At 33.9% G+C, this 15,979-nt stretch carries 15 protein-coding genes and 1 riboswitch; of the genes, 10 read left to right on the forward strand and 5 right to left on the reverse strand.

What is annotated here, in order from left to right; all coding sequences use genetic code 11:
- Positions 1–29: 29 nt before the first annotated feature.
- The 5 genes from J0J69_RS08555 to rbr (J0J69_RS08575) all read left to right on the forward strand — a co-directional run bounded on the left by J0J69_RS08555 (position 30) and on the right by rbr (J0J69_RS08575) (position 3,603).
- The gene (locus J0J69_RS08555) at positions 30–464 is read left to right on the forward strand and encodes a hypothetical protein (protein ID WP_055276672.1); all 435 of its coding nucleotides are present in this window, start codon (positions 30–32) and stop codon (positions 462–464) included.
- On the forward strand, positions 445–1,404 hold the full coding sequence (locus tag J0J69_RS08560) for a polyprenyl synthetase family protein (RefSeq protein ID WP_237252686.1): 960 nt from the start codon (positions 445–447) through the stop codon (positions 1,402–1,404). The genes J0J69_RS08555 and J0J69_RS08560 overlap by 20 nt, the downstream gene beginning before the upstream one ends.
- Before the next feature lie 17 nt (positions 1,405–1,421).
- Entirely contained in the window at positions 1,422–2,231 is an 810-nt protein-coding gene (locus J0J69_RS08565; RefSeq protein WP_212724640.1) for a Cof-type HAD-IIB family hydrolase, read from the forward strand.
- Positions 2,232–2,392: 161 nt separating this feature from the next.
- Entirely contained in the window at positions 2,393–2,935 is a 543-nt protein-coding gene (gene rbr / locus J0J69_RS08570; RefSeq protein WP_055276667.1) for a rubrerythrin, read from the forward strand.
- Between the two features lie 125 nt (positions 2,936–3,060).
- Positions 3,061–3,603, forward strand: coding sequence for a rubrerythrin (gene rbr / locus J0J69_RS08575; protein WP_055276665.1), 543 nt, complete (start codon positions 3,061–3,063; stop codon positions 3,601–3,603).
- A gap of 243 nt (positions 3,604–3,846) precedes the next feature.
- Here the strand turns inward: rbr (J0J69_RS08575) and pflA are convergent, their stop codons facing one another.
- The 3 genes from pflA to J0J69_RS08590 all read right to left on the reverse strand — a co-directional run bounded on the left by pflA (position 3,847) and on the right by J0J69_RS08590 (position 7,796).
- Positions 3,847–4,578 (reverse strand): pyruvate formate-lyase-activating protein, encoded by a 732-nt coding sequence (gene pflA / locus J0J69_RS08580; RefSeq protein ID WP_055276663.1) that lies wholly within the window; start codon positions 4,576–4,578, stop codon positions 3,847–3,849.
- Between the two features lie 31 nt (positions 4,579–4,609).
- A complete protein-coding gene (gene pflB, locus J0J69_RS08585; RefSeq protein ID WP_055242899.1) occupies positions 4,610–6,835 on the reverse strand; it encodes a formate C-acetyltransferase in 2,226 nt (741 codons plus the stop codon).
- A 379-nt stretch (positions 6,836–7,214) separates the two neighbouring features.
- Positions 7,215–7,796 carry a manganese efflux pump MntP gene (locus J0J69_RS08590; protein ID WP_237252683.1) on the reverse strand — a complete coding sequence of 194 codons (582 nt, stop codon included), beginning with the start codon at positions 7,794–7,796 and terminating at the stop codon, positions 7,215–7,217.
- Between the two features lie 204 nt (positions 7,797–8,000).
- A riboswitch (SAM riboswitch) is annotated at positions 8,001–8,101 on the forward strand.
- 123 nt (positions 8,102–8,224) lie between these two features.
- Here J0J69_RS08590 and J0J69_RS08595 point away from each other — a divergent pair.
- The 5 genes from J0J69_RS08595 to J0J69_RS08615 all read left to right on the forward strand — a co-directional run bounded on the left by J0J69_RS08595 (position 8,225) and on the right by J0J69_RS08615 (position 13,869).
- Positions 8,225–9,238, forward strand: a complete 1,014-nt coding sequence (locus J0J69_RS08595) for a methionine ABC transporter ATP-binding protein (RefSeq protein WP_212724639.1) — start codon at positions 8,225–8,227, stop codon at positions 9,236–9,238.
- Entirely contained in the window at positions 9,238–9,906 is a 669-nt protein-coding gene (locus tag J0J69_RS08600) for a methionine ABC transporter permease (protein ID WP_055242896.1), read from the forward strand. The genes J0J69_RS08595 and J0J69_RS08600 overlap by 1 nt, the downstream gene beginning before the upstream one ends.
- 107 nt (positions 9,907–10,013) lie before the next feature.
- A complete protein-coding gene (locus J0J69_RS08605; RefSeq protein WP_212724638.1) occupies positions 10,014–10,826 on the forward strand; it encodes a MetQ/NlpA family ABC transporter substrate-binding protein in 813 nt (270 codons plus the stop codon).
- Between the two features lie 164 nt (positions 10,827–10,990).
- The gene (locus J0J69_RS08610; RefSeq protein WP_055276657.1) at positions 10,991–12,451 is read left to right on the forward strand and encodes a leucyl aminopeptidase; all 1,461 of its coding nucleotides are present in this window, start codon (positions 10,991–10,993) and stop codon (positions 12,449–12,451) included.
- Positions 12,452–12,567: 116 nt separating this feature from the next.
- Positions 12,568–13,869 carry an alanine/glycine:cation symporter family protein gene (locus J0J69_RS08615; protein WP_055276656.1) on the forward strand — a complete coding sequence of 434 codons (1,302 nt, stop codon included), beginning with the start codon at positions 12,568–12,570 and terminating at the stop codon, positions 13,867–13,869.
- Positions 13,870–13,893: 24 nt separating this feature from the next.
- On the opposite strand, the gene J0J69_RS08620 is transcribed toward J0J69_RS08615, so the two are convergent.
- Together J0J69_RS08620 and J0J69_RS08625 are read right to left on the reverse strand one after the other, a co-directional pair.
- Positions 13,894–14,463, reverse strand: coding sequence for a hypothetical protein (locus tag J0J69_RS08620; RefSeq protein ID WP_068759215.1), 570 nt, complete (start codon positions 14,461–14,463; stop codon positions 13,894–13,896).
- 52 nt (positions 14,464–14,515) lie between these two features.
- Positions 14,516–15,790, reverse strand: a complete 1,275-nt coding sequence (locus J0J69_RS08625) for an ArsB/NhaD family transporter (protein WP_212724637.1) — start codon at positions 15,788–15,790, stop codon at positions 14,516–14,518.
- Positions 15,791–15,979: the final 189 nt, after the last annotated feature.

Here is a 15,979-nt window from a genome sequence, read left to right on the forward strand (position 1 = left end):
TATTCTCATTAGAAACGGGGGATTAGGTGATGATTAAACAAGTCATAAGTGAAATCAAACAACAACTTCAATGTGCAAATATCATCGATTGTCAAATTAACGAATATCAATTACAAAAACTTTATGATGGAATGATTGATCAATCCATGCATCCTGAAGATTACTTCCCTTATTTTGTCTCATATGGGCTTTTACTACTCCATTTAGATACCCATAATCAATTATTAGATTCATCAAATGAAGAACAATGTAGAAATATTATTTTATACGGTGATTTATTTTATAGTCTTTATTATGAATACTCGATTAAACATACCTTTTCACTGATTAAACATAATATGGCTCGCGTTCTCGAATCAATTGAAATTCAATCTATTCATCATCAAAATTCATCCGTTTATTTATTAAACACATGGATTAAAATTATGAAACAGGAGGGGTTGAATGATGGGTTACTTATCTAAGTTTGGATATGATGAAGTCTATTTTAATAAAATTCTCCTTCAAAATATCGAGAATGATCCCTTATTAAAACAGGATGACGCATTAAAAAAGGCGCTTTGCGAATTAGTTAGTCAGGGTGGAAAAAGAATTCGCCCTCTCTTTTTATTAATGGCAACTGATTTAGGAAGTTATCCTAAGAAAGAAGACTGCTATTTAGCAGCCGTTGCGATTGAGTTACTTCATCTTTCTTCACTGATTCATGATGATATTATTGATCATTCTCCAATGAGACATAATGTACTTACCCTTCATGAACGCTATGGAGCTAAAGTAGCACTTAAACTAGGAAATTATACCTTAAATAAAAGTCTTGAACTTTTTTCTCACTTTGACAATCCAAGTCTTCATTTACAATTAGCACATACCATGAAGCAACTATGCTTAGGAGAGCTCAAACAAAAAGAGGACCTTTTTAACTTTAATCTTCAACTCGAGGATTATATTGAAAAAAGTCATCAAAAGACAGGAACTTTAATTTCTGTGAGTCTTGTCATTGGGGGACTAATTGCTCATTTATCAAATAATGAACTTGATGAACTATCAAAACTCGGTCATTCAATTGGAATTGCTTATCAATTAAAAGATGATATTTCAGATTTTACAAGCCTCTCTTCAAGTCTTGGGAAACCCGTTGGTAATGATTTAAGACAAGGCATTATTACACTTCCAACGATTTTTGCTCTTGAGGATGATCTAATCAAAGAAGAGTTGATGTCATTACACTTGAACAAAGAATCATCTACCTTTGATTCACTTTGCAAACGAATTAATTCCGGACATTATATTCAACAATCAGAGGACGTTTGCCAATCTTATATTAATAACACATTGGCAATTATGAATAAACTTCCGAATTTGAAACCTAAGATGTCGTATTTAATTGAACTACTATTTAATTAACCGAAAGGGAGAGTTATATGAGTTATAAAATGATTGTTTTAGATTTAGATGGAACATTAATGTCATCTAAAAATGAAATCTTACCAAAAACAAAAGAGGCGTTATTTAAAGCCCAAGAACAAGGTGTCATGATTGTATTAGCATCTGGTCGGCCAACTTATGGAATGGTGAAAGCTGCTAAAGAATTACGATTAGATGAATATCCAGGTTATATCTTATCTTATAATGGTGGACGCATCATTTCAGTTCAAACAAATGAAATGATTTATGATGATTCCTTAACACCTGAGATTTGTCATGAATTATATGATTTATCTCGTGAAATGAACGTTAATATCATGGCTTACGAAGACGAGGCTATTATAACAGCTGATGATGATCAATATATTCAAAAAGAAGCCCATATCAACGGAATACCAATCAATCGCGTTGAAAACTTTAAAGACTCAGTCACTTTCAACTCAGTCAAATGTTTATGCACAGCAGAACCTGAGTATTTAGCTCAAGTTGAAATTAAAATGAAAGAACGTTTAGGAAATCGTTTAAGTATTACTCGTTCTCTTCCATTCTTCTTAGAGTTCATGCCTCAAAATATCAATAAAGCTTATTCATTACAAAAATTATTAGAGCATGTTGGATTAGATAAATCTCAATTAATCGCTTGTGGTGATGGATACAACGATTTACCAATGATTGAATTTGCAGGTCTTGGAGTCGCAATGGGAAATGCAGTCGATGAAGTTAAAGCCGCTGCTAACTATGTTACTGCTACAAATGATGAAGATGGAATTGCTCAAGTAATCAAAAAATTTATTCTTAATAACTAAAAAAGATAATCTTCGGATTATCTTTTTTAGTTATTTTGTTCCTACTTAATTATCAAAAAATGAATCTCTTTTTTATGCCAAAACCTCTTCTTTTTCTCCCCTTGAAAAATAATTGAAAGATGCTAAAATAACTGTGTAATTATTGTTTAGGGGGGAATTTCATGAATAACTTAAAAGGATCAAAAACAGAAGAGAATTTATTAACTGCTTTTGCAGGAGAATCAATGGCGCGTAATAAATATACGTTCTATGCCTCTCAAGCTAAAAAAGAAGGATACGAGCAAATCGCTAATATCTTCTTAGAAACAGCTAACAATGAAAAAGAACACGCAAAATTGTGGTACAAATTACTTCATGATGGACAAGTCGCTGATACAATGACAAATTTAAAAAATGCTGCCGCTGGTGAACACGATGAGTGGACAGATATGTATGCTCGTTTTGCGCAAGTTGCTCGCGAAGAAGGGTTCAATCGTATCGCTGTGTTATTTGAAATGGTTGGAAAAATCGAAAAACACCATGAAGAACGTTATTTAAAATTAGTGCAAAATATTGAAGAAGGTCAAGTATTTGAACGCGAAGAAGAAGTTGCTTGGATTTGCTTAAATTGTGGACATATCCATTATGGAAAAAAAGCTCCTAAAGCATGTCCGGTATGCGCTCACCCAAAAGCTTATTTTGAGTTAAACTCAGAGAACTATTAATGAATCGTCTTAAGCTATCTCCACTATGGAGATAGCTTTTTATATGGTTTCTATCATTCGAACTTAAAACGGTCATAAACCAATGCTATAATTTACTCCTATATGAAATATATGGAGGGAATCTCATGAGTAACTTAAAAGGTACTAAAACAGAACAAAACTTAATGCATGCATTCGCTGGCGAGTCAATGGCTCGTAACAAATATACTTATTATGCAGCTAAAGCTAAGGAAGAAGGATATGAACAAATCGCAAACATCTTCTTAGAAACAGCTCGTAATGAAATGGAACATGCAAAATTATGGTTCAAATTATTACATGAAGGTGAAATTGCAGATACAATGACAAACTTAAAAGATGCTGCTGCTGGTGAAAATGATGAGTGGACAGATATGTATGCAACATTCGCTCAAACTGCTCGCGAAGAAGGATTCAACCGTGTAGCTGCTTTATTCGATATGGTGGGAAAAATTGAAAAACACCATGAAGAGCGTTATTTACAATTATTAAAAAATATTGAAGAAGGTCAAGTATTCGAACGTGAAGAAGAAGTTGCTTGGGTATGTCAAGAATGTGGACACATTCATTTCGGGAAAAAGGCGCCGAAAGTATGTCCAGTTTGCTCATACGATCAAGCACACTTCGAAATCCGTTCAGAAAACTACTAATCTCTTAAAGAGCCGAAAGGCTCTTTTTATTATGGGAAAATAAAAGTGTGGATAACTCCAAATGAAGTTATCCACAACTCACTCTTTTTTATAATCGGATCTATATTAAACTCGAATATAGGTTATCAATAGAAATGGTAAAGTTTTTTAATGTCATAAAAATTTTACTGCTTCTTCTCTATTCATACTGTTGTTGCCTACAAAAAAAACTAGCCTCCAAAAAGGGAAGCTAGTTTTAAAAGATTAGATAGCTTTACCAAGAATCTCTTCTGCATGTTTAACAAGTTCGTCACTTGGTGGGAGTTGTCCATCTAACGGATAATCATATCCGAGTTGTTTCCACTTGTATTCACCCATACTGTGATATGGTAAAACTTCAATTTTTTTAACGGTTTTCAGAGTTTTGATGTATTCGGCAGTTTTTTGTAAATCATCTTCGTCATCTGTTAATCCTGGTACAAGAACTCGGCGGATCCACATTGGAATGCCTGCATCAGAGACTAGATGACCAAATTCTAATATGTGTGCGTTGTCTTTTCCTGTTAATTGTTTATGCTTTTGTGCATCAAACATTTTAATATCAAGCATTAGCATGTCAGTAACAGCTAATAACTCTTTTAATTGTTGTTTACGTTCCTCAGTATTGAACTTTAAATCACCTGAAGTATCAATGTTAGTATGAATGCCATGTTTTTTACACTCTTTAAATAATTCAGTCACGAATTCCATCTGTAATAAAGGTTCTCCACCACTTACCGTGATCCCTCCACCTGAGGCATCGAAAAACTCTTTATACTTCACTAATTCTGACACAATTTCAGAAACTTCCGTTACTTTTCCTTCTTTCATTTTCCATGAATCAGGATTGTGGCAATATGCGCATCGGAGTCCGCACCCTTGGACAAAGACAATAAATCTAAGTCCTGGGCCATCAACTGTTCCGAAAGATTCTACTGAGTGTACATATCCATTCATACTAATCACCTTATCTTCTCTTATTCACAAATTACATTTTTTCGTGCATTGTACGATTGATGACGTCTAATTGTTGAGCACGTGTTAACTTAATGAAGTTTACAGCGTATCCTGATACACGAATTGTTAATTGTGGGTATTTCTCTGGGTGTTCCATTGCATCTAATAAAGTATCACGGTTAAATACGTTGATATTTAAGTGGTGACCTTTTTTAGCAACATAAGCATCCATGATTGCTACTAAGTTTTTGTTACGTTCTTCATCTGTACGTCCTAATGATTTAGGTACTAATGAGAATGTATTTGAGATACCATCTTGTGCAGATTCAAATGGTAACTTCGCTACTGATGACATTGAAGCGATTGCTCCGTGAGAGTCACGTCCGTGCATTGGGTTTGCACCTGGTGCAAATGGTTCACCTTCTTTACGCCCACATGGAGTTGTTCCTGTTTTCTTACCGTATACAACGTTTGATGTGATAGTTAAGATAGATTGAGTTTGTAATTTTGCACGATATGGTTTATGTTTACGGATTTTTGTCATGAATGATGACATAACGTCTACTGCGATTTGGTCTACGCGATCATCATTATTTCCGTATTTAGGGAAGTCTCCTTCAACTTCGAAGTCAACTGCAATACCGAATTCATCACGGATTGGTTTAACTTTTGCATATTTGATAGCTGATAATGAGTCAGCTACTACTGATAATCCAGCGATACCTGTTGCTGAAACGCGTTCTGCATCTGTATCGTGTAATGCCATTTCAATACGCTCATAGCTATATTTGTCATGCATATAGTGGATGATATTTAATGTATTAACATATAAATCTGCTAACCATTCCATTACTTCATCGTAACGTTCCATTACTTTGTTGTAATCTAATACTTCATCAGTAATTGGTGCCCAGTGTGGTCCAACTTGTACTTTAGACTTTTCATCTTTACCACCGTTGATTGCATATAATAATGCTTTTGCTAAGTTAGCACGCGCACCGAAGAATTGTAATTGTTTACCAACTTTCATTGGTGATACACAACATGCGATTGCATAGTCATCACCGTAGATTGGGCGCATGATGTCATCATTTTCATATTGGATAGCTGAAGTTTTGATTGACATTTTTGCACAGTATTCTTTGAATCCTTGAGGTAATTTAGTTGACCATAATACTGTTAAGTTTGGTTCTGGAGCTGGTCCTAAGTTATCTAATGTGTGTAATACACGGAATGAGTTTTTAGTTACTAATGGGAATCCATCAGTTGACATACCAGCAATTGATTCAGTTACCCAAGTTGGATCTCCTGAGAATAATTCATTGTAATCTGGAGTACGAGAGAATTTAACTAAACGTAATTTCATTACGAAGTGGTCCATAATCTCTTGTGCTTCTTCTTCAGTGATTACACCGTTTTGTAAGTCACGCTCAATGTAGATATCTAAGAATGTAGAAGTACGTCCTAAAGACATCGCAGCACCATTTTGCTCTTTAATTGCAGCTAAGTATCCGAAGTATAACCATTGAACTGCTTCTTTAGCAGTTGTTGCTGGTTTAGAGATATCGAAACCATGTTTTGCTGCCATTTGTTTTAATTCATTTAAAGCACGGTATTGTTCAGAGATTTCTTCGCGTAAACGAATGTTTTCTTCATCCATGACACGTGAAGTGTTGTTATGGTCTTTTAATTTTTCAGCCATTAAACGATCTACCCCGTATAAAGCAACACGACGGTAGTCTCCGATAATACGTCCACGTCCGTAAGCATCTGGTAATCCTGTGATAACACCTGATTTACGAGCTGCACGAATTTCTGGAGTGTAAGCATCGAATACACCTTGGTTATGTGTTTTACGGTATTCAGTGAAGATATGAGATACTTCTGGATCTACATGGAATCCATAAGATTCAGCAGCTTTTTCAGCCATACGAATTCCACCGAATGGTTGTAATGAACGTTTGAATGGTTTGTCAGTTTGGAAACCAACGATTTGTTCTAAATCTTTATTTAAATATCCTGGTTCATGAGAAGTAATTGTAGATACGATTTTTGTATCTAAGTCTAAAACTCCGCCAGCTTCACGCTCAGCTTTAGTTAACTCCATTACTTGTTCCCATAATTTTGTTGTTGCTTCAGTTGGTCCTGCTAAGAAAGAGTCGTCTCCTTCATAAACAGTGATGTTTTGATTGATAAAGTCACGCACATCAATTTTTTCTTGCCATTCTGTACCTTTAAAGCCTTGCCAAGCTTCCATGATAGTTCCTCCTTATAGTTCTCTTAAGAACCGCTCTCTGAAATTTCAAATCTTATTGTTACCATAATTTTACAACAAGATTCCTCCCTTTGTAAAGGGTTTTCACTATACGAACATAACATTTAATAACTCCCCTTAAACGTTATAACGTATATATCTTTTACAGTTATTATTATATTTCCAACACTGGAAAAAATCAACTTATATACATTAATTTTTTAAAATATTTTTATTTTTTTCTAATATAAGGAGTTACGCTTACAATCTTATGGATAATTTACCAATATAATATAGGAAATAAAGATAAAATCCTAATTTTGATATTAAAAAAAGATATCTCTTTCCTAATAAAATAAAGCGTATCTGCTACTGATTGTAATCAAAAAAATAAGGCATTAACTCCTAGTAAAATAATCATAACTCCCCCAAGGATGTTTGCTTTATTTCCTATCATATGCCCTAATGTTTTTCCAAAGGTTGATCCTATATAGGAAAATAAAAATGCAATAGTTGCTATGACAATAGTAGCCAGAATTAATTGTTCATAAATTAACCCGTAAGTAATCCCCGCTGCTAAAGCATCGATACTTGTCGCTATCCCAAACATCGCAAGTAACTTTAAGGATAAATCTTTTTTTTTATTGAAGCCCATCTCATGAGATTCAATATATTCTTCTTTCGAGCTTTCAAAAGCTTCTTTTAACATTCTAACACCTAATATAATTAAAATCACACCAGCGATTAAATGATTATACGTCGTGATTTCTCCACTAACAAACTTTAATGAAACAATTCCAATGACAAATAACAGACCTTGAAAAAAGCCAAAACTAATGGATACTTTAAGACGATCTCTCACTGTATGGGCTAATCCATCCATTCCTAATGTAATAGCAACCGCAAATGCATCCATAGCTAATGCAACTGACATTATCATGATAACTACTAAATATTCTTTCAACGATTCTCACCCCAACTTTAGTTTCCTTTTATCTTTACATCTTATCGAAATGATTACAAATATATGATTAAAATTTTTCTATCTCATATTATCCCTATATAAGACTTAATAACTGTGGCCTGTTTGTGGAAAAAAATAATTGACTTTCCATAAATAGGATTTATAATAGTTATTAAGATTTACAATTTTATACAACTTAACAAACTCTTATCACGAGAGGCGGAGGGACAGGCCCGATGATGCCCGGCAACCAATCAGTCATGATACGGTGCCAATTCCTGCAGACATTGTCTGAAAGATAAGGGAAAGTGTGATCTACATATAAATTATGTAATACACCTTTCTGCTTATCGAAGTAGAAAGGTTTTTTTATTTCATAAATAAGAAAATTGTAGCATCTGATTAAGAGAACGAAAGGGGAGAATTTCATGATTGTTCTTAATCAAATAAAAAAAATATTTAATACGAATTCTGGATGTGTCACTGCTGTAGATTCGGTTAACTTATCTATCCGAAAAGGGGAAATATTCGGAATTATCGGTTACAGTGGGGCTGGAAAAAGTACACTAATTCGAATGTTAAACTTACTGGAACGTCCAACTGAAGGGACAGTTACCATTGATGGGAAAGATTTAACTCAAATCTCCTCTAAAGAGCTTCGATTAGCTCGACAACAAATTGGAATGGTCTTTCAACACTTTAATTTACTCTGGTCACGTACGGTATTTGAAAATATCGCCTTCTCACTTGAGATTGCAGGGGTAAAAAAAGAAGAAATCAAGCCACAAGTTTTAGAACTTATTCAATTAGTTGGTTTAAGTGGAAAAGAAGACAATTATCCCTCTCAATTGAGTGGTGGACAAAAACAACGCGTTGGGATTGCACGTGCATTGGCTAACAATCCTAAAGTTCTACTTTGTGATGAAGCCACTTCAGCCCTTGATCCGCAAACAACAGATGAAATTTTAGATTTACTTGTTCAAATTAATAAAAAATATAACTTAACTATTGTTCTAATCACACATGAAATGCATGTGATTCAAAAAATTTGTCATCATGTGGCGATTATGGAAAGTGGGCGTATCGTTGAACAAGGAGATGTCTTAACGGTTTTCTCTAATCCTCAGCATCCAGTTACTGAACGTTTCGTTAAACAAGTAGCGAGTGAAGATGACTCAATTGAGACGGTCGAACATCTAATTAAAAAGTTCCCTAAAGGAAAAATTGTTCTTCTGAAATATCTAAAAGAAAAAGCAGAACAACCTTTCATCACAAACGTTATTCGTAACTACCAAGTGGACATTAATATTATTCAAGGAAAGGTCGTACAAACTCAAGAGGGTGGCTACGGTTCTCTTTATGTTCAACTTACGGGTCTAGAAATCATTCCAGCTCTTAATTATTTAAAAGAAGTTGGGGTAGAAGTTGAGGTGATTTCATAATGTTTTTATTATTACTACCAAATGTCAAATGGGATAAAATGTTCTCGGCAACGCTTGAAACATTATATATGACTGCTATCGCAGGTATCTTCGTCTTTATTTTAGGATTAATTATCGGGTTAGTCTTATTTTTAACAGCACCGAATCAACTCTTAGAAAATAAATGGATTAATCGTGTTTTATCAGCATTTGTTAACATTTTTCGTTCAATTCCATTTGTCATTTTAATCATTCTTTTGTTAAACTTTACAAAATTCTTAGTTGGGACGGTCCTTGGGCCGAATGCAGCCCTACCAGCTTTAATTATAGGAGCCGCTCCTTTCTATGGGCGTCTTGTTGAAATCGCGCTTCGCGAAATTGATAAAGGTGTCATAGAAGCTTCCATTGCAATGGGAGCTTCACTTTGGACGATTATTCGAAAAGTCCTCATTCCTGAAAGCTTACCTGCTTTAGTTTCAGGAATTACGGTTACAACGATCTCACTTGTTGGATATACAGCAATGGCTGGTGTTATCGGTGCAGGTGGTCTTGGAAATCTAGCTTACTTAGATGGATTCCAACGTCATCGATTTGACGTTGTTTTTGTAGCAACCGTCATTATTTTAGTAATTGTCTTTGTGATTCAGTTTATCGGAGATATGATCACTAAACAAATTGACAAACGTTAATAAAAACTATTTATTCAGTTAAATCCTTAATCAGTTGATTAAGATTTATATATCACTCGTTGGGGAAAACGAGCAAAGAATATGAAAATTTAAGGAGGAAGTTAAAAATGAAAAAATTATCATTAGGTTTATTAAGTTTAGTGGCAGCTATTTCTTTAGTTGGATGTGGAAATAGTGGTGAAGAGAAAACAACATTAAAAGTTGGAGCAACAGCTGTTCCTCATGCAGAGATTTTAGAACAAGCCAAACCATTACTTAAGGAAAAAGGAATTGAATTAGATGTTGTCACATTCCAAGACTATGTCTTACCCAATACAACTTTAGATGAAGGAGAATTAAATGCGAACTACTTCCAGCACATCCCTTACTTAGAGGGATTTAATGAAGAGCATGGAACACATCTAGTTAATGCAGGTGGAATTCACATCGAGCCAATCGGTATTTACTCTAAAAATTATAAATCTTTAGATGAATTACCTGAAGGCGCTACAATTATCATGAGTAATTCAGTTGCTGATCATGGACGTATGTTATCCTTATTACAAACAGAAGGATTAATTACTTTAGATTCTAATGTAGATGCTAGTGTTGCTACAGTAGAAGATATTATTGAAAATCCTAAAAACTTAACATTCAAAACCGATATTGATCCAGGTATGTTAGTTACTGTTTATGAACAAAATGAAGGAGATGCGGTTTTAATTAACACAAACTATGCATTAGACGGTGGATTAAATCCAATGACTGATTCTATTGCTATGGAAGGATCTGAATCTCCTTATGTAAATATCATCGCTGTTAATAGCGGAGATGAAAACCGTGATGATATTAAAACATTAGTTGAAGTTTTACGTTCTAAAGAAATCCAAGATTTCATTGTTGAAACATATGCAGGAGCGGTTGTTCCTGTTTCTGAATAATTCATTTAAAAGCACTCAAGTAAATCGAGTGCTTTTTCATATCCTACGTTTAAAAAGTATGAAATAATAAATGCTATAAAAGAGCCATAATATAAATTGATAGATTATACCATAAATACAGGTAATTTATGGTATAATATTAAAACAAAGAAAGGGTGAGAACGATGATTGAATTCAAATCGAGTTTAAAGATTAAAAATGAAAAAACAAATTTAGTAGTTGGCGTTTTCTCAGATATCTCTCATGACATTATTACTCAATTAGATAAAGCATTAAATAAACGTTTATCAGTTTCATTAGAAGAGGGATTAATTCCAACTAACTTTAAAGATATCACGCCAATTTATCCATTAGGGCAAATTGAAAGTAAAAAAGTTTATATTGTAGGATTAGGCAAATCAACAGATTTTACGGTTGAAAAATGTCGTAAAGTTTTAGGAAAAGTCGCAAAAGCAGCAAAAGAGGATGTAACCATCTTATTAGAAACATTCGATTGTAAAGCTGTCTCAATTAATGAATTAGCGACAGTTTGTGCTGAAGCTATCACTTTATCAACATATAAAATGGAAACTTATAAGACTGAAGAGAAAGCTACAACACCTGTTAATTTCTTCATCCATTGCGATTCACAAATTACAGATGATTTAAATCGTGGAGTGATTTACGGAGAGGCAACAAACAGTGCTCGTCAATTATTAAATGAGCCAGGTAATAAATTAACGGCAACAGATTTAGCGAGTCATATCGCTCAATTCGCTAATGAACATGAATTAGAAATTCGCATCGTTGAAAAAGATGAAATGGAACAACTAGGAATGGGTGGAATCCTTGGTGTTAACCGCGGATCCGTCCAACCTCCAAAAATGATTGTCGTGAAATATCAAGGAACACCACGCTTTGAAAATATCACTGCCTTAGTTGGTAAAGGTTTAACGTTCGATACAGGTGGATATTGTCTAAAACCACGTTCTGGGATGGAAGCAATGAAAGGTGATATGGGGGGAGCCGCTTCTGCATTCGGTGCTTTCCAAGTTGCGGTACGCTTAAACTTACCAGTCAACTTATTACTTGTTATTCCATCAACAGATAACATGATTAGCGGAGATGCAATCAAACCTGGTGATATCCTAACAACAATGAGTGGGAAAACTGTCGAAGTAACAAACACAGATGCTGAGGGACGTTTAATCTTAGCAGATGGTATCACATTTGCTAAACACTTAGGTGCAAGCAAAATCATTGATTTAGCTACTTTAACAGGAGCAATTATTGCAGCATTAGGTGCTGATACAACAGGAGCCTTTACTAATAACCAAGCCTTCTTAGATGAATTTCAGAAAGCTGCTGATTTAACAAATGAATATATGTGGCAAATGCCTTTATTCCCTCGTGATCAAAAAGCTCTTCGTAATAGTGATGTAGCTGATTTAAACAATGCTCCAATCGGAAAACCTGGAGCGATTATGGCTGCAGCCTTCTTAAAAGAATTCGTTGAAGATACACCATGGATTCACTTAGATATTGCTGGAACTGCTGATTCAAAAACAGCTTATGATTTAGGTCCAAAAGGTGGAACTGGAGTTATGGTTCGTACAATCGCAAAATACTTAGAATTACAAGGATAATGCCTAATCTAAAGAGATATCGTCTAACGATATCTCTTTTTTTGTTTTTAATCATAATCCTCCACTTCTTAAAATACATTAGATATTAATTATGAAACATTGATGGAGGATTAAATATGTCAGAACTAGTCAAAGATTTGGAACATATTATCTGGTCATACTTAGCAATTCCAATATTGTTATTTGTTAGTTTAATATTTACGTTCTATTTTCAAGGCGTTCAATTTAGATTTAAAAAAATGATTCAGTGCTTAACTAAAAAATCATCTAATAGTAGTGTGTCCTCCTTTCAGTCATTTACAATGGCATTAGCTGCGCGAGTAGGCGTTGGTTCATTAGCTGGAGTTGCTCTTGGAATTTACATCGGAGGACCTGGAAGTGTATTTTGGATGTGGATAAGCGCCTTAATTACAGCAGCCGCTTCATTCGTTGAAAGTACACTTGCACAACTGTATAAAAAAAGAGATGGGGATATTTATATTGGAGGGCCTGCTTACTACATTGAATATGGAATGCATCAAAAAGGATTTGCAGTTATTTATGCTTTTATTATCGTCTTAACCTATACATTTGGCTTCAGTGCAATTCAAGCCAATACTATTGCAACGTCATTTAGGGATGTATTATCTATTCCTCCACTATTAACTGGAGTTGGATTAGCATTGATCACTTCAATGATTATTTTTGGTGGGGCTTCAACAATTGCTAAAATGACATCAAAGATTGTTCCAATTATGGCTCTATTCTATATAGGAATTGGTCTTTTTGTTATGATTACTCACTTTGATTATATTCCAACTTTTTTTATGACTATTTTCCAAGATGCTTTTCAGCCATCTCCCTTAATTGGAGGAACCGTGATGTATACCATCATCATTGGAATTAAACGTGGTGTTTTTTCTAATGAAGCTGGAATGGGATCGGGTGCTCATGCAGCCGCGGTAACTAATAGCGATAATCCTACTGATCAAGGCTATATTCAATCTTTTGGAGTTTATGTTACAACACTATTTATTTGTACGATTACTGCTTTTTTAATTATGGTGACTAATGCCGTGGAAGTTGGCACGACTCACAGTAATGGAATCGAGTTAACTCAGTATGCTTTAACAGAACTATTTGGCCCAATTGGTGGAGTTATTTTAGCGATTTCTATTTTCTTCTTCGCTTTTAGTACCATTTTAACTGGATATTTTTATGGTGAATGTAATGTAAAATATTTATGTAAGAATGAAAAGATTCTTTATCCTGTCAGAGTAATTGTGTTAATTGTGATTTTGATTTCATCCATCGGCTCAGCCTCATTGATTTGGTCACTTGTCGACTTAGGAGTTGCATTAACTGCCACAATTAATGTTATGGCCCTTTGTTATTTGGCTAAAGAGGTTAAAGTTATTATGAATAAGAAAAGGTCGTAAAGTTAAACTTTACGACCCTTTCTGTTATTTTACTGGAGTTTCTAAAAATTGAATTAATGAGCATGGCTCACCATCATCAAATAAACGTTCTGAATCATCTACTGTTTTACGGATTTCATCCTTAATTTCATCTAGCTTTTGTAAAATTGTATCTGTATGGAATGTTTCTACGTTATAGTATAAAAATAAATCTTCAAACGCTTTAGCTGTTCGATTTAACTCTTGATTAATTTTAATAAACGAAGTGATATTTTTACTCTTAGCTGCATTTTGGAAATGTTCTAAATCAAGGCGAATCATTTCAATTACATCATCTTCATTTTCGTATTCTTTTAAGGGAAGTGGATACGGTTTAAGACGTTCTAAGAAATAACGATTTGATCGATTGATATTATAGACATAAGATAATTTAAATTCTCCAATATGAAATCTCACATAACAACATTTTGCACTTAATTGGAGAACTTCTCCCCCCATTTGTCTTAGTTTCATTTCATGTTGTTCAGCTTCCATTTCTAAATAACTAGCTTGAGTTAAAACGCCTGAAGTTGTATAAGATCGAGTAGGTCTATAAGTTCGCGAGTATTTTGGCATAATTCATTCTCCTTTAAAAGAAGTAATAGTATTTATAGGATATTTATTCTAATTAGACATAAAAGATCAGAATATAGACTGTGGAAATGGCAACAGCAATTATCATGATTGGGAACCCAATTTTCAAAAAGTCACCGAATGATAGTTTATATCCTTTTTTGTGCAACATCCCACTAACAATAACATTAGATGAAGCACCAACGATACTACCATTTCCACCTAAACATGCACCTAAAGCTAATGACCACCATAAAGCCGTTGTATCCATTCCTGTCATTTGTCCGATATTTAAAATTAACGGAATCATAGTTGCGACGAATGGGATATTATCTAAGAAAGCCGAAGCAATGGCCGCTCCCCATAAGATTAATAGTGACGTAATCATCACACTTCCACCTGTTAGGCTAATTAATCCACTTGCTAATACTTCAAGGACACCTACTGTTTCAAGTGCTCCAACCATAACGAATAATCCCATAAAGAAGAAGATGGTTGGCCACTCTACTTCCTCTAACACTTCTTCTACGTCAACTTTACTAATTAATAAAAGAATACCAGCACCTAATAAGGCAATAGTCGCTGATTCAATTCCGATTGCATGGTGTGTAGCAAATCCAGCAATTGTTAACAATAAGATAATTCCACTTTTTTTGAGTAGGGTTGAATCAGTAATTGCCTTAGACACATCAAACTGTTCAATTTTCTTCTTATTATCTTCACTAATGTGTAATTGTTTATGGAATATAAGTTTTAAAATCAATAACACAACAGTGAAAATAACAAGCACAATCGGTCCTAAATTAAATAAAACATCCGTAAAAGATAATCCTGTTGCCCCACTAATCATAATGATGGTTGGATCCCCGATTGATGTCGCAAGCCCACCAATATTTGCACTAAAGACTTCGGTTAATAAAAACGGTATTGCATTTAAACCTAATGTTTCTGTTATAACAAAGGTCACTGGAGCAATTAATAAAATGGTTGTAACATTATCGAGTAAAGCAGATGAAACAGCAGTAATAATAGCGAAATAAACCATAATTCGCCAAGGACTTCCCTTTGATAACTTAGCTGTTTTAATTGCAACGTATTGGAAAATTCCTGTACGCTTTAAAATGTTAACAATAATCATCATTCCAATTAATAAACCAACGGTATTAAAATCAATAAATTCTAAAGCTTGTTCTTGATTAAAGATATGAAAAACTACCATTAGAACTGCTGCAATTAATGCAATCACAGTTCGATTAAATTTTTCAGAAATAATAATTCCATAAGCAATCAGAAATATGATAATTGCAGGAAGAAAATGTGGATTTTCCAAGATGTTCACTCCTTTATGAAAATTTTGCAGAATTCATTATAGGATAATTGATTAGTAATTAATACACGTAATTTATGTAATAATTAGGGATAAAATAGATAATTTTAGTTTATTATTGGATTATTTTCATAATTTATGGAACAAAATCAAATTTATAAAACGTTTTATCACCTACTTATACTAATTATT

It is taken from the genome of Turicibacter bilis (assembly GCF_024499055.1).
In the GTDB taxonomy this organism is placed as follows: Bacteria; Bacillota_I; Bacilli_A; order MOL361; family Turicibacteraceae; genus Turicibacter; species Turicibacter bilis.

What these genes read in the sequence shown, in the direction of transcription:
- J0J69_RS08555 (WP_055276672.1), top strand. Translation starts at nt 30, where the DNA reads ATGATTAAACAAGTCATAAGTGAAATCAAACAACAACTTCAATGTGCA.
- J0J69_RS08560 (WP_237252686.1), top strand. Translation starts at nt 445, where the DNA reads ATGATGGGTTACTTATCTAAGTTTGGATATGATGAAGTCTATTTTAAT.
- J0J69_RS08565 (WP_212724640.1), top strand. Translation starts at nt 1,422, where the DNA reads ATGAGTTATAAAATGATTGTTTTAGATTTAGATGGAACATTAATGTCA.
- rbr (WP_055276667.1), top strand. Translation starts at nt 2,393, where the DNA reads ATGAATAACTTAAAAGGATCAAAAACAGAAGAGAATTTATTAACTGCT.
- rbr (WP_055276665.1), top strand. Translation starts at nt 3,061, where the DNA reads ATGAGTAACTTAAAAGGTACTAAAACAGAACAAAACTTAATGCATGCA.
- pflA (WP_055276663.1), bottom strand. Translation starts at nt 4,578, where the DNA reads ATGAATGGATATGTACACTCAGTAGAATCTTTCGGAACAGTTGATGGC.
- pflB (WP_055242899.1), bottom strand. Translation starts at nt 6,835, where the DNA reads ATGGAAGCTTGGCAAGGCTTTAAAGGTACAGAATGGCAAGAAAAAATT.
- J0J69_RS08595 (WP_212724639.1), top strand. Translation starts at nt 8,225, where the DNA reads ATGATTGTTCTTAATCAAATAAAAAAAATATTTAATACGAATTCTGGA.
- J0J69_RS08600 (WP_055242896.1), top strand. Translation starts at nt 9,238, where the DNA reads ATGTTTTTATTATTACTACCAAATGTCAAATGGGATAAAATGTTCTCG.
- J0J69_RS08605 (WP_212724638.1), top strand. Translation starts at nt 10,014, where the DNA reads ATGAAAAAATTATCATTAGGTTTATTAAGTTTAGTGGCAGCTATTTCT.
- J0J69_RS08610 (WP_055276657.1), top strand. Translation starts at nt 10,991, where the DNA reads ATGATTGAATTCAAATCGAGTTTAAAGATTAAAAATGAAAAAACAAAT.
- J0J69_RS08615 (WP_055276656.1), top strand. Translation starts at nt 12,568, where the DNA reads ATGTCAGAACTAGTCAAAGATTTGGAACATATTATCTGGTCATACTTA.
- J0J69_RS08620 (WP_068759215.1), bottom strand. Translation starts at nt 14,463, where the DNA reads ATGCCAAAATACTCGCGAACTTATAGACCTACTCGATCTTATACAACT.